The following is a 12,968-nucleotide window of genomic DNA, read 5'->3' on the forward strand; positions in this document are numbered from 1 at the left end:
CACATCATGACGACGACGACGGCCGACGGCACATCCGTCCGGCCCGCCGCGCACAGCGGCCGCCGCTCACCCCTCAGGTGGGCGGCGGCCGCCGTGCCGTCCGCGGCCGCCGTGGTGTACACCGTGCTCACCCGCGGCCTCACCGGCGACCTCCACTACGTCCTGGCCGCCCTGCGCACCGGCCGCGCGGCCGGCTACTCCCCCTCCGAGGTCTTCACCCACCGCCCGTTCTTCTACCGGTGGTTCGTCGCGCTCCTCGACCGCCTCGCCTTCTTCGGGGACACGGCGGTGCGCGAGGCGGTGATGAACGCGGCGGGAGTCCTGCTCGCCGCCGCCGCCGCGTACGCCCTGTACGCGGCACTGCTGCGCCGGGTCACGGTGCGCGAGGCCGCGCTGACGGCCGGCGCCACCGGACTCGCCCTGACCCTCGCTCCCCGCAACGACTTCCTCCAGCCGGAGTGGACGGCCGTCGTCCTCACGGTGTTCGCCGTCGCCGCCGCCCTCGGGCCCCGGCGCCCCTGGCCCGCGGCCCTGCTCGCCGCGCTCCCGCTGGGCCTCGCGGTGATGATGAAGTACTCCACCGCCGCGACCGCCGCGATCGGGGTGCTCCTCGTCTACGCGGTCGACCGGGGCCGCGCCGTACGCATCGCCGCGGTCGGCATCCCGGCCGCACTGGCCCTGTTCGGCCTGAGCGTCCTCGCGGGCACCCGCGAGTGGCAGTGGACCGAGGACATGCCGCAGATCAACCAGTCCGCACTCAGCCGGACCGGCATCCACCCGCACTTCATCCTCGAACGCACGGTGGACTTCCTGGCCGACCGCGCGGTCACCAGCCCGGTGCTGCTGCTCCTGCCGGGCGCACTGCTGCTCGTCCTGACCCGGGTAGGGGGCCGGCTGCGCCGCGCCGAACTCCTCGCGATCGCGCTGCTCATCGGCCTCGCCGCGCAGGCGGTGGTGGTCGTCCAGGGCAACTGGTTCCTGTACCACGGCGCGCAGATGCCCGTGGTGGCGGCGGTCGTCTGGGGCGTCGCGGTGGGCGGCGCGCGCAGTTCTCCGCCGTGGTGCTTCGGGGCCGTGTCCCTGCTGTACGGCGTGCTGCCCGTGGTGTACGCGCAGCTGCCCGGCAGGTTCCAGCGCCCGTGGGAGGTCTGGGCGGCCGGACTGCTCGCGCTGCTCGCGGCCGCGGTGGACGTCCTGTTCGAGAAGCGGCTGAGGAACCGATCGGCCGTCCTGGTCGCCCTGTCCGGGGTCGTGCTGCTGGCCGCGAGCATCTGGCCCGGCTCCCCGCACCTCGTGCTGCACGGCCAGGTCACCGTCACCGGCTCCGGGTACCTGGCGGAGCAGCGGCGCACGGCGGACCAGGTCGACCGGATCGCCGCCGAACTGCCCCCCGGCGCATCGGTGCTGTACCTGGCCTTCGGGGAGACGGCGTACGACCTCGACCACCCGGCCCGGTGCCGCTACCCGATCGCCACGTTCCTCCAGCGCACCCGCTACCTGCCGGACGTGGCCGAGCTGAAGTCGTTCAAGGAGAACGCCGACTGCGTCGACCACGACCCGGCGCCGTACGCGGTGCTGGAACGGCCCTGGTTCCAGCCGGGCCACGTCGACCCGGAGCTGTGGCGCCGGGTCACCACGGTGTACGACTGCCCGCGCGGGAACACGGGGGAGCGGCTCGTGCTGTGCGTCAGACGTTGAGCCCGAGCGAGGCGGTGACCTCGCGGGCCATCGCCACCGAGTAGCTCTGCCCCCGATCCTGCGGGTAGATCTGCGCCATCGTGGCCAGCGTGACCCGGCTCATGGGCGTCTCATGGGCCGGGATCAGCGCACGGTACTCGGGCGTCACCACCGGCTGGGCGAACCCGGCCTTCGAGAAGTGCCAGTCCTTGATCCAGGATTTCTCGAAGGCCGGGTTGATCCGCTTCAGATGCGGCACGAACGCGTCGAGCAGCTCGCCCGGGTCCGTGGTGAACCGCCAGTCCTCACGCTCCACGTAGTTGCCGACGTAGAGGATGTGCCGGCCGCCGTACACGGACGGGTCGATCATCTTCGTGTGCTCGACCACCGCGAGGAACGGGAAGTCCGGCTCGTTGATGTTGAGCCAGTAGTACGGGATCGCGCTGCGGTCCAGCTCCAGGACGAAGCAGGTGGCGCCCAGGTACTGGTTCTTCCACACCGCGCTGTCGTCGGGCAGTCCGGCCGCCTTGGCGAAGGCGGGCTGCGGGGTGGTGACGATCAGCCGGTCGAAGGCGTACGTCGATCCGTCCGCGCAGGTCACGACGGCCTCGTCGGCGCCGGGCTGCCGGATCGAGTCCACCGCCTTGCCGAACTCGACCTTCCCGCCGTGCTCCTCGATCCCGTCCTTGAGCGCCGCGTACACCCGCTCGAACCCGCCGTCCACATAGCCGAGTTCGAAGGTCCGGCAGTGGATCCGCGCCCACAGCCAGGCCATCGACACCTGTTCGGCACGGTCGCCGAACTTGCCGCGCAGCAGCGGCTCCCAGATCGAGGCGGTGGCCTTCCGGCCGGCCCACCTGCGCAGCCAGGCCAGCGCGGTGAGGTCGTTGAAGCGGTCGCCCTTGCGGACCGCCTTCAGCACCGCCGACGAGGCGGCGAAGCGCACGGCGTCGACCGGCCCGAACTCCGGGTAGCGCAGCATGTCGAAGGGAGTGGTGAAGTCGATCAGCCTCCCGCCCCGGTAGATGCCGGTGGTCGGCTTGTGGAAGCGCAGGGCGTCACCCAGCCCCAGCTCCTCGATGAGCGCGATCATCGCCTTGTCGCTGCGGAAGATGTGGTGGTAGTAGCGCTCCAGCGGAACCCCGCCCACCTCCAACGAGGCGGCCAGCCCGCCGAGTTCGTCGGCCGCCTCCAGAACGGTGACCTGATGGCCGGCGCGTACGGCGTCCCAGGCGGCGGTGAGGCCGGTGGCACCCGCTCCGATGATGCCGAGGTTCATGCGAAACTCCACTTTCTGTTGAGCACGAACTGGAGCGCCAGGACCAGCGGCAGCGAACCCGCCTTGATCAGGTTGGCGTCGATCCCCAGACCGTCGGTGAAGGCGAGGAAGAGCAGGTTGGTGAAGACGATGCCGGTCAGGCCGACGGCGTAGAACCGCAGGAAGCGCACGACGAGGCGGTCGCGGCGCTCGAAGGTGAACCGGGCGTTCAGCACGAAGTTGTTGGCGATGCCGAGCGTGGTGCTGATCGCGTTGGCGAACTGCTCGTCCATCCCGGCCACGTTGTGCAGCAGCAGGAAGACGACGAGGTCGAGGGCGACTCCGCTGCCGCCGATCAGGGTGTAGCTGAGCAGTTGCCGGGACAGCCGTCGCCGGGCGGGAGCCGTGGTGGTCCCGGCCTCCGTGGTGTCAGCGGTCACCGTCGCCGCCGATCACGTCACGCACCAGATACAGCGGCCGGCCCTGCGCCTCGCTGTAGATGCGCCCTATGTAGGCGCCGATGACCCCCAGCGACAGCATCTGCGTGCCGCCCAGGAACAGCACGACGCACATCATCATCGTCCAGCCGGAGACGGTGATGTCGGGCCGGAAGAACTTCATCGCGAGCGCGTAGAGAATGCCGAGCAGCGACAGCGCGAGCACCACGAAACCGAGCCGGGTGATCATCTTCAGCGGGGCGGTGGAGAAGCTGGTCATGCCGTCGATCGCGAGGCGGGCCATCTTGCGCAGCGGGTACTTCGTCTCGCCCGCGAACCGTTCGTCGCGGTCGAAGGCCACCTCGGTCTGCCGGTACCCCATCGAGGCGACGATGCCGCGCACGAACCGGCTGCGCTCACGGTACTTGCGCAGCTCGTCCGCGACCCGCCGGTCCAGAAGCCGGAAGTCGCCGGTGTCCAGCGGGATGTCCACGTCGGTGGAGGAGCGCAGGACCCGGTAGTACAGGTGGGCGGTGGCCCGCTTGAACGCGGTGTCCTGCCTGGACCGCCGACGGGCGTGCACGATCTCGGCACCCGCCCGCCAGGCGTCGACCAGCTCCAGGCTGACCTTCGGCGGGTCCTGGAGGTCGGTGTCCATCACGATCACCGCGTCGCCCTGCGCGAGGTCGAGACCGGCGGTGATGGCGATCTGGTGCCCGAAGTTGCGGGCGAAGTCGACGACCCGGACCCGCTCGTCGTTCTTCGCCAGATCCCTGAGGATCGCCAGGGAACCGTCGCCAGAGCCGTCGTTGACGTACACCAACTCGTAGTCGAACTCGGGGCGTTCGGCGAGGGCCGCGGCCAGCTCGGTGTGGAACGCCTGGATGCCGTCTTCCTCGTCGTAGACCGGGAGGACGTACGAGACGAGGGATCGGCGGACGGGCTGCCGTTCCGGCGGTGCCGGCTGCGCCGGGACGACATCGGGTATGCGGGGTCGAACGTCCTGCTGGGGCATTGGGAGAAGCTATGGAAGGTCTGTGAACGTGCGCCGAACTGGCCGTGGCCGGGAGCCGTCCGCCCCCTTTCGCTTCCCTTTCGCCCCCCGGCGGGCGTGTCAGTCGTGCGGCGTGAACAGCAGGTTCCGGGTCTTGGGCGGCCTGGGCGCGTACCCCGGGACGAGGGTGCCGTCGTGCTCGGTGATCCAGTGGCAGTCGTAGCCGAGAGGATCGAACTCGGCGAGGAGGATCTGCATGTCCGCGTCCCGCAGCGCCTCGAGCAGTACGGTCGGCCGGTCGCGTTTGAGGACCTGGCGGGCTCCTTGGAGGACCGACATCTCATGACCCTCGACGTCGATCTTCATGAGGTCAAGCCTGGTCTCGGCGAAGACCTCGTCGAGGCAGACCAGCCGGATCCGCTTCTGCTCGGCGTCGGCGGCGCCGCCCTCCAGGGTCGAGCCCGTGGACAGGAGGTTGCCCGCGAAGCGGACACTGATCTCGGCCCAGCCCGCCTCGCTGGACACGCCCGCCTGGTGGAGTCTGACGTTCTGGGCACCGTTCGACCGGACGTTCACCGACAGCCGCGCGTGGATCTGGTCCACCGGTTCGAAGGAGTGCACCTTCGCCTTCGGGTTGGCGAGGGCGGCGATCATCGAGAAGTAGCCGACGTGCGCCCCGACATCGGCGATCGTCGTGCTCTTCGCGGCAAGCCGGGACCAGGTGGCGAGGCTGCCGGGCTCGTAGCCGAACCGGCCGTTCCACAGTGTGTCCAGGCCGACCGCGTCGTCATTCACGCAGAACATCACAAAAGGCGGGCAATAAGGGGAGTCGATCTCCACATAGCCGCGATAGGGGAATTTCTTCCGGTGGGTGCGGATGATGTCGCTCGTGGCGACCGGCCGGACGGATGGTGCGTGTGCCAGCATGCGGGCGTTGGCTTCTTCTAGCTGGGGAATACGCATCCCGCGATCGTAGGGGCGCCGTGTGGACTTGTCACAGGTCCTGCGACCATCGAAAAGGCCAGGTCATAAGCGCATGACCTGGCCTTTTACGAAAGGGCGCACGCGAGTTTCCCGCGGTTCACCCAGTATTTCGCCTAGCGTTTCACAGCCTTCTTCAGTGCCCGTGCCCGACGCACCACCCGGCGCGCGGTGGAACTGCGCGGCAGGAAGGTCAGCCGGTCGGGGATGCCGCCCGGCAGCCCGAGCGAGGTCAGGCGCTTCTTCCTGAAGTAGCGCCGGGTGCGCGGGCCGAAGTGCTGGGAGAGATAGCGTTCGGCGGCCGGGCGTAGCGCCGGGTGGATCTGCGGCTGCAACGTGAAGCCGAGCGCGGTGACCAGGGCGTTGAGCGTGTCCGCGGGAATGGCCTCCTGTCCCTCGCGGCCCTCCAGATCCGGCAGCACCGCGTCCGCCAGCACCACCGGTACCCGGTTGCTGTTCTGGTACGGCGTCAGCCGCTCGAGCAGCATCTCGGTGCCGATGCGCGCGGCCGGGAGGTCGTACAGGGCGGAGGCCGTGAACAGGGCGGTGGAGAAGCAGCCGACGACCAGGCCGGGCCGGGCCTTCTCGAACAGCACCTCGGCGAGCACCGGGGTGTCCAGGACGGTCAGGTCCACGCCGAGCTTCTGGGCCTCGGCCTCCAGGGTGCGGCTGAAGCGGGCCGGCGCGCTGGGGTGCGGCTTGAAGACGATCGAGCGGTGCCCCTTGGCGACCGCTCCCTTCAGCATCCGTACGTGCAGATCCTCCTCCTCCGTGGGGGAGAGGATGTCCAGCGCGGAGAGGTACTGGCCGAGCAGCAGCGCCGCGTTCTCCGGAAGCGGCGGCAACTCCTCCACGGCTGCCGTGAGTTCGCCCATCGCCTTCAGGAAGGCAGACGTCGGCACCACCACCGGCGGCACGTCGAACTCGGTCAGCAGCATCGGCGTGAGGCCCGCGACCAGGTCCAGGTGGAGCAGGCGGCGCACCCGCGTGCCGACCAGCGGGTCGAGCTTGTTGCGGGTGGGGCCGTAACTCATCAGGCCGTCGGCGTAGACGTCCACGGGGGCGCCGGTGAAGATCTGGGCGACGGTCAGGGCGGGGGTGACCTGGATGGACTCCATGACCAGTTCGACACGGTCGTCGCCGAGGCCCCACAGCAGCCGCAGATAGCGCTCGAAGAGGGGGATGTCGTCGGGGCGGGGCGTCCAGGAGCCCGGGTGGAAGGGGCGGATGGCCTCGTTCCAGGAGAGCACCTCGTCGAAGTGGTCGCGCAGCGGCGCGAAGCCCGGCATCTCGTCCAGCGGCGTCGAAGTCTCCGGTGTCGCCGTGTTGTTGAACACCAGCAGCACCCGGCGCTCGGGCTCCTCGAAGAGGTCGGAGTCGATCGCGGCGGCCAGCGTGACCGCGCCGTACAGCGTCGAGGCGCAGAAGATCTGGGTCGTTCGGGAACCGGTCGGGGACATCACGCGGCCGCCTTAGCAGTGGTGGCCCGCCGCCGCAGCCGCCGCAGCTTGGCGGAGCGGCGCAGGTCCATGGTGTCGAGCACGTCACCGAGCATGTCCTGCGGCATCCGCTTTATGGCCGCCGCGCTCATCGCCCGCAGCTGTTTGGCCACGGACGGCTCCCACTTGGACTCGTCGGAGAGATGGTGGGCGATGATCGCGCAGTAGGTGCGCACCGCCTTGGGCAGGAGCCGGTCGGCGTCCCGGTCCGCCGCCGTCTCCTCGATGACCTGGTCGAAGGCGCGGATGAAGTCGAGCTGGCGGGCGTCACCGATCTGGGTGAGGGAGGAGGCCACCCCGCGCCGGTAGAACACGCCCAGCAGGCTGACCACGGCGAACGACTCGGCCTCGCGGTGCAGCTTCCAGATCCACGGCCGGTCCTCGGCCGTGCGCAGCCCGTCGGTGAAGTGCAGCAGGCCCTTGTCGAGCAGGCGGCGGTGGTAGGCGCCGGCCCACGCGTACGCGTAGTCGACGGAGGTCGAGCGGTCGGCGGGCAGGATCGCGTCCCGCGGGTTCAGCACCTCGTTCCGCCGGCCGATCGGGACCCGGTGCACGGTCCGGGCGCGCGCCACGGTCTGCACATGGTCGGTGCGGACGAAGTCGCAGCCCAGCTCCTCGATGGCGGCCACCAGTTCGGCGAGGTAGCCCGGCGCGAGCCAGTCGTCGCCGTCGAGGAAGGTCAGGTACTCGCCGCGCGCCGCGTCCAGGCCGGTGTTGCGCGCGGTGGCGAGCCCTCCGTTCGTCTCGTGGTGGAGGACCTGCACCTGGGCGACGTCCGAGAGCGCGTCGGCCGCGCGGTCGAGAATCGCCGGGGTTTCGTCCTTGGATTTGTCGTTCACCAGCACGAACTCGAAGTCCCGCCGGGCATTCGAGCGGAGACTTCGGAGGGTGTCCGGGGCGTATTGCTGCACGTTGTAGAACGGCACGATGACGGAGAGCTTTGGCACCCGCGAAACGCTAGAAGGCGGTCCGGCAGCGGAACTTTCCGGCAAGGGGACTGCGGGTGAACTCGATGTGTCGGAACGGTGCATCCCGTGTACTTCCCGGTCTTCGGCGGGCCAGTTCGGCTCTCGGTGGGCTGTTGTTAACTTTTCGTTGATTCGCGGTTGGGCCGGACCTAGAAATTGCTTCCTAGCGTCGTTGTCGTGCCGCCAAGTACAACGAAGTCCCTTCGAATCGCCGTCCTCGCGGACTCCGACACCCGCTGGAAATGGGGTGCGCTGACCGCCGACCGCATCGCTCCGGGTCCGTCCATGGAAGCCGGACCGCGAGGCGGGGCGCAAGTCGGCCTCGCGCTGGACGGATTCCTGCTGCGCGGCCGGGCCACGCCCACCGCGCGCCAGCTCGAAGAGGTCGGCGTGCGCGCGGACTCCCTGCGGGAGGTCACCGCGGTCGAGTTCCTGCGCGCCATGGCCGAGACGTCGTACGACATCGTCGTGCTGGCCCTGGTCGGCGGCGGCGTCCAGGCGATGCTGCACGGCCTGGCGCGAGTCTGGGACGGCCTGGAGAAGCGGCCCGTGGTCGTCACCGGCTACGTCGGCGTCGTCTACGAGAAGCTCGCCGACGGCCTGCTCCTGCGGCACGGAGCCGACCTGGTCCTCGCCAACTCCCGTCAGGACGCCGAGCGTTTCCGCGCGGTGTACGAAGGAGTGGGCGCGGACGCCTCGTCGGTCACCGAGGTGGCGCTGCCGTTCCTCGGCGGGGCGGCCTACGAGGGCGAACACGACCCGTACACCGTGGTGTTCGCGGTCCAGCCCTCGGTGCCGGACAACCGCAGGGACCGCGTGTACCTGCTGAACCGGCTCATCCAGCACGCCCGGCTGCACCCCGAACGCGAGGTGCTGCTCAAGCTGCGCTCCCGGCCCGGCGAACACACCACGCACATCGAGGAGTTGCCGTACCAGAAGCTGATCCAGCGGCTCGATCCGCCGGCCAACTTCCGCCTGGTGTACGGGAACATGGGTGAGGTCCTCGACCGCACCGACCTGCTGGTCACGATCAGTTCCACGGCGGCGCTGGAGTCGCTGCACCGCCGTATCCCGACGGTGGTCCTGACCGACCTGGGCATCCGCGAGGTCCTGGGCAACCACCACTTCGTGGGCTCCGGCTGCCTCGTCTCCTGGGACCAGCTGGACGCCGGTCACCGGCCGGTGCCCGACGAGGAGTGGGTGGCCCGGCAGGGCGTCGTCGCCGACGGCTCGTACGCGCACGCCTTCGACGCGGCCCGCGAGCGCATCACCAAGCTGCTGGCCTCGCCCGAGCGGCCCCCGCTCACCCCGTACTACACACCCGTCACCGCCCCCGGCTACCTCCCCGGCATCCTCGCCCGCCACCACCTCGGCCCCGACGGCACACCGTTGCCGGGCGCCCCCGCCCACGACAAGGAGCCGGGCCCGGTGCGGCAGATCGTCCGCCGCGCGGCGAGGGGCGCATACCGCCACGGAGTACAGCGGGTGGCCCCGGTGATCAGACGGATGGGCGAGCTGTGAACACGGTCGCAGGTGAGCCACCTAAGGGGCGCGGGGCTGTATCGATCAGCGGCTCCGCCGCGGGGCGCGACCAGCCCCCACCGGCGCGCAGCCGACGTACCACCTCCACCTCCCGAATCTCTCCGCCCGCAGTCCAAGGAGCGCACCCCATGCCCCACCCGCAAGCCGGCCAACACGTCTCCGTGCGCCGCGTGCTCGCGGTGATCCCCGCGCGCGGCGGCTCCAAGGGCGTGCCCGCGAAGAACCTCGCCCCGGTCGGCGGCGTCCCGCTGGTGGCGCGAGCCGTGCGCGAGTGCCGGGCCTCCCGCCTGGTGACCGACGTCGTGGTCTCCACCGACGACCAGGCCATCGCCGCGGCGGCCCGCTCGGCCGGCGCCGAGGTCGTGCTGCGGCCGGCCGCCATCGCGGGCGACACCGCCACCTCCGAGGCCGCCGTCCTGCACGCCATGGACGCCCACGAGGCACTGCACGGCGCCACCGTCGACGTGGTGCTGCTCGTGCAGTGCACCAGCCCCTTCATCATCCGCGAGGACGTGGACGGCGTGGTCGGCGCCGTCGTCGACAACGGCGCGGACTCCGCGATGACCGTCGCCCCGTTCCACGGCTTCGTGTGGCGCGACGCCGACGACGAGGCCCGCGCGGGCACCGTGGGCGAGGCCGACGCGGCCGTCGGCGGCGGCTACGGCGTCAACCACGACAAGTCCTTCCGCCCGCGCCGCCAGGACCGCCCCCAGGACTTCCTGGAGACCGGCGCCGTCTACGGCATGGACGCGCCCGGCTTCCGCAAGCACCAGCACCGCTTCTTCGGCCGCACCGAACTGGTGCGCACCGACCCCGCGCGCGTGCTGGAGATCGACGACCACCACGAGCTGGCGCGGGCGCGGGCGCTCGCGCCGTTGTTCGACGCGGACCGGCCCGGTTCGCTGCCGACCGCCGACGACATCGACGCGGTCGTACTCGACTTCGACGGCACCCAGACCGACGACCGGGTGCTGATCGACGCCGATGGAAAGGAGTTCGTCTCCGTGCACCGCGGCGACGGACTCGGCATCGCCGCCCTGCGCAACTCGGGCCTGAAGATGCTGATCCTCTCCACGGAGCAGAACCCGGTCGTCGCCGCCCGCGCACGGAAGCTGAAGATCCCCGTGCTGCACGGCATCGACCGGAAGGACCTCGCACTGAAGCAGTGGTGCGAGGAGCAGGGCATCGCGCCCGAGCGCGTGCTCTACGTCGGCAACGACGTCAACGACCTCCCGTGCTTCGCCCTCGTGGGCTGGCCCGTGGCGGTCGCGAGCGCCCACGACGTGGTACGCGGCGCCGCCCGTGCGGTCACCACCGTCCCCGGTGGCGACGGCGCGATCCGAGAGATCGCCAGCTGGATCCTCGGCCCCTCTCTCGACTCCCTCGACAAGTAAGGAACGTTCCCGCCATGTCTGTTAACTCCCGCCTGCGCACCTTCGGCACCGAGCGCATCGCCGGTCCCGGTCAGCCCGTCTACATCTGCGGCGAGATCGGCATCAACCACAACGGCGAGCTGGAGAACGCCTTCAAGCTCATCGACGTGGCCGCCGAGGCCGGCTGTGACGCCGTGAAGTTCCAGAAGCGCACCCCCGAGATCTGCACCCCGCGCGACCAGTGGGACATCGAGCGCGACACCCCCTGGGGCCGGATGACCTACATCGACTACCGCCACCGCGTGGAGTTCGGCGAGGACGAGTACCGCCAGATCGACGAGTACTGCAAGAGCAAGAACATCGCCTGGTTCGCCTCCCCGTGGGACACCGAGGCCGTCGCCTTCCTGGAGAAGTTCGACGTCCCGGCCCACAAGGTGGCCTCCGCCTCCCTCACCGACGACGAGCTGCTGCGTGCCCTGCGCGCCACCGGTCGTACGATCATCCTGTCCTCCGGCATGTCGACCCCGAAGCAGATCCGCCACGCGGTCGAGGTCCTGGGCAGCGACAACATCCTTCTCTGCCACGCCACTTCGACCTACCCGGCGAAGGCCGAGGAGCTCAACCTGCGCGTGATCAACACCCTGCAGGAGGAGTACCCGAACGTTCCGATCGGCTACTCCGGCCACGAGACGGGCCTGCAGACCACCCTCGCGGCGGTCGCCCTCGGCGCCACCTTCGTCGAGCGCCACATCACCCTCGACCGCGCGATGTGGGGTTCCGACCAGGCCGCGTCGGTGGAGCCGCAGGGCCTCACGCGCCTGGTCCGCGACATCCGCACCATCGAGGCCTCCCTCGGTGACGGCGTCAAGAAGGTCTACGACTCCGAGCTCGGCCCCATGAAGAAGCTGCGCCGCGTCACCGGCGTGATCGCCGAGGCGGAGATCGCCGCGGCCGCGGGCGAGCCGGTCTCGGTCTGAGCCACCCAGGTACCGGGTCCCCGGCGGCCGGCCGCTCTCGGCGGTTGTCGTTCCGGGGGCCCGGTGTTCATCACCCGCGCCTCATGAGCGCCTTACGACGGGACGGTCGTACGACGATGAGCCCCCGCGCCGGGAACACCGGCCCCCACACTCTCGCGTTCGTCGAGAGCCCGGTCCAGCTGCTGAACGTGCTGGAGTGGGCGCACGGCCACGCGCCCGGCGCGGAGCTCACCCTCGTCGTGCTGTCCCCGACCGACCCCATGACCCGCGGCCAGCTGCGCCGGATGGCGGAACTCGCCCGCGAGGAGGGCCACGAGGTCCGCTGGGAGGAGGCGAGGGGCGGCCCCGCGGCCCCCTTCCAGACCATCGGCGGCCTCGCCGGCATGCTCCGCAAGGCGGACCGCGTGGTCCTGGGCGATCCGTTCTCCCGCTACGTACAACTCCTTCTCACCATCACCCGCGCCACCGAGCTGGTCGTGGTCGACGACGGCACGGCGACGATGGAGTTCGTGTCCCAACTGGCCCGCGGCGAACGCCTCGTGCGCTGGCACCGCAAGGGCGGCCGACCGAGCCCCCGCGACCTCGCCTTCGCCCCGATCTCGGCGGCGGCCCGCAAACGACTGACTCCGGGGGAGGGCCGGGGAGTCGAGATCTTCTCCTCGATGCCGATGGAGGAGACCCCGGCGGGCGTCACGGTCTCGTCCAACACCTTCGCCTGGACCCGCACCCGCTTCGGCCCGCCGCGCATCACCAAGGGCGCCGACATGGTGGGCACTTCGCTCGTCGAGACGGGCGTGGTGGACGTCGACCGCTACGTGGAGGCCGTGACCCGCCTGGCCAAGACCCACGGCGCGACCCGCTACTTCGCCCACCGCCGCGAGTCGACGGAGAAGCTCCACCGGCTGGCCGTGGAGACGGGCCTGGAGATCGTCCGCCCGGATCTCCCGCTGGAGCTGATCGCCCGCCGCGGCCCGATCGGCCGTACGATCCTGAGCTTCCCCTCGACAGTCGTCCACACCCTGCCGCTCGCGCTTGCCGGCACCGAGGTCCGCGTGGCCGTGTGCGACATCGACCCGGACTGGCTGACGGAGACGGCGTCGCCGCGGGCGCAGGGGTTCCTGTCGGGGGTCACGGGGACGGCGCGGGATGTGCACCGGCTGTCGGCGGTGACGGTGGTACCGGCTGTCTGAAACACCGAGGGCGGCTCTCAGCTGAATCGTCTAGCATCGTCGTTCACTTGTGCGATGTTCGATGAGGTCTAC

General features: G+C 70.4%; 11 protein-coding genes. 5 read left to right on the top strand and 6 right to left on the bottom strand.

All coding sequences use genetic code 11. From position 1 onward, the window contains the following. Positions 1-6: 6 nt before the first annotated feature. Positions 7-1,698: a hypothetical protein gene (locus ABZT06_RS19765; protein ID WP_355741999.1), complete on the top strand. Its 1,692-nt coding sequence runs from the start codon at positions 7-9 to the stop codon at positions 1,696-1,698. On the opposite strand, the gene ABZT06_RS19770 is transcribed toward ABZT06_RS19765, so the two are convergent. From ABZT06_RS19770 to ABZT06_RS19795, 6 genes are all read right to left on the bottom strand, one after another. After that, positions 1,688-2,956, bottom strand: coding sequence for an NAD(P)/FAD-dependent oxidoreductase (locus tag ABZT06_RS19770; RefSeq protein ID WP_355742002.1), 1,269 nt, complete (start codon positions 2,954-2,956; stop codon positions 1,688-1,690). The genes ABZT06_RS19765 and ABZT06_RS19770 overlap by 11 nt on opposite strands. After that, on the bottom strand, positions 2,953-3,375 hold the full coding sequence (locus ABZT06_RS19775) for a GtrA family protein (RefSeq protein ID WP_355742005.1): 423 nt from the start codon (positions 3,373-3,375) through the stop codon (positions 2,953-2,955). Before ABZT06_RS19775 ends, ABZT06_RS19770 begins: the two co-directional genes overlap by 4 nt. Continuing rightward, the gene (locus ABZT06_RS19780) at positions 3,365-4,387 is read right to left on the bottom strand and encodes a glycosyltransferase family 2 protein (protein ID WP_355742008.1); all 1,023 of its coding nucleotides are present in this window, start codon (positions 4,385-4,387) and stop codon (positions 3,365-3,367) included. Before ABZT06_RS19780 ends, ABZT06_RS19775 begins: the two co-directional genes overlap by 11 nt. A gap of 99 nt (positions 4,388-4,486) precedes the next feature. After that, positions 4,487-5,329, bottom strand: coding sequence for an FkbM family methyltransferase (locus ABZT06_RS19785; protein ID WP_355742011.1), 843 nt, complete (start codon positions 5,327-5,329; stop codon positions 4,487-4,489). A gap of 134 nt (positions 5,330-5,463) precedes the next feature. Continuing rightward, positions 5,464-6,807, bottom strand: a complete 1,344-nt coding sequence (locus tag ABZT06_RS19790; protein WP_355742013.1) for an alpha-2,8-polysialyltransferase family protein — start codon at positions 6,805-6,807, stop codon at positions 5,464-5,466. Further along, entirely contained in the window at positions 6,807-7,793 is a 987-nt protein-coding gene (locus tag ABZT06_RS19795; protein ID WP_355742015.1) for a glycosyltransferase family 2 protein, read from the bottom strand. The genes ABZT06_RS19790 and ABZT06_RS19795 overlap by 1 nt, the downstream gene beginning before the upstream one ends. Before the next feature lie 198 nt (positions 7,794-7,991). Here ABZT06_RS19795 and ABZT06_RS19800 point away from each other — a divergent pair, with 198 nt between their 5' ends. From ABZT06_RS19800 to ABZT06_RS19815, 4 genes are all read left to right on the top strand, one after another. After that, positions 7,992-9,335 (top strand): DUF6716 putative glycosyltransferase, encoded by a 1,344-nt coding sequence (locus ABZT06_RS19800; protein ID WP_355742018.1) that lies wholly within the window; start codon positions 7,992-7,994, stop codon positions 9,333-9,335. A 149-nt stretch (positions 9,336-9,484) separates the two neighbouring features. Continuing rightward, a complete protein-coding gene (locus ABZT06_RS19805; RefSeq protein ID WP_355742021.1) occupies positions 9,485-10,750 on the top strand; it encodes an N-acylneuraminate cytidylyltransferase in 1,266 nt (421 codons plus the stop codon). 14 nt (positions 10,751-10,764) lie between these two features. Continuing rightward, positions 10,765-11,706 (top strand): N-acetylneuraminate synthase family protein, encoded by a 942-nt coding sequence (locus ABZT06_RS19810; protein WP_355742024.1) that lies wholly within the window; start codon positions 10,765-10,767, stop codon positions 11,704-11,706. Positions 11,707-11,822: 116 nt separating this feature from the next. Then, on the top strand, positions 11,823-12,896 hold the full coding sequence (locus ABZT06_RS19815; protein WP_355742252.1) for a hypothetical protein: 1,074 nt from the start codon (positions 11,823-11,825) through the stop codon (positions 12,894-12,896). Positions 12,897-12,968: the final 72 nt, after the last annotated feature.

The organism is Streptomyces sp. NPDC005483, from assembly GCF_040606035.1.
Classification (GTDB): Bacteria; Actinomycetota; Actinomycetes; order Streptomycetales; family Streptomycetaceae; genus Streptomyces.

Excerpts from the sequence above, each read along its gene's own strand:
- ABZT06_RS19765 (WP_355741999.1), top strand. The coding sequence starts at position 7 with ATGACGACGACGACGGCCGACGGCACATCCGTCCGGCCCGCCGCGCAC.
- ABZT06_RS19770 (WP_355742002.1), bottom strand. The coding sequence starts at position 2,956 with ATGAACCTCGGCATCATCGGAGCGGGTGCCACCGGCCTCACCGCCGCC.
- ABZT06_RS19780 (WP_355742008.1), bottom strand. The coding sequence starts at position 4,387 with ATGCCCCAGCAGGACGTTCGACCCCGCATACCCGATGTCGTCCCGGCG.
- ABZT06_RS19785 (WP_355742011.1), bottom strand. The coding sequence starts at position 5,329 with ATGCGTATTCCCCAGCTAGAAGAAGCCAACGCCCGCATGCTGGCACAC.
- ABZT06_RS19790 (WP_355742013.1), bottom strand. The coding sequence starts at position 6,807 with ATGTCCCCGACCGGTTCCCGAACGACCCAGATCTTCTGCGCCTCGACG.
- ABZT06_RS19805 (WP_355742021.1), top strand. The coding sequence starts at position 9,485 with ATGCCCCACCCGCAAGCCGGCCAACACGTCTCCGTGCGCCGCGTGCTC.
- ABZT06_RS19810 (WP_355742024.1), top strand. The coding sequence starts at position 10,765 with ATGTCTGTTAACTCCCGCCTGCGCACCTTCGGCACCGAGCGCATCGCC.
- ABZT06_RS19815 (WP_355742252.1), top strand. The coding sequence starts at position 11,823 with ATGAGCCCCCGCGCCGGGAACACCGGCCCCCACACTCTCGCGTTCGTC.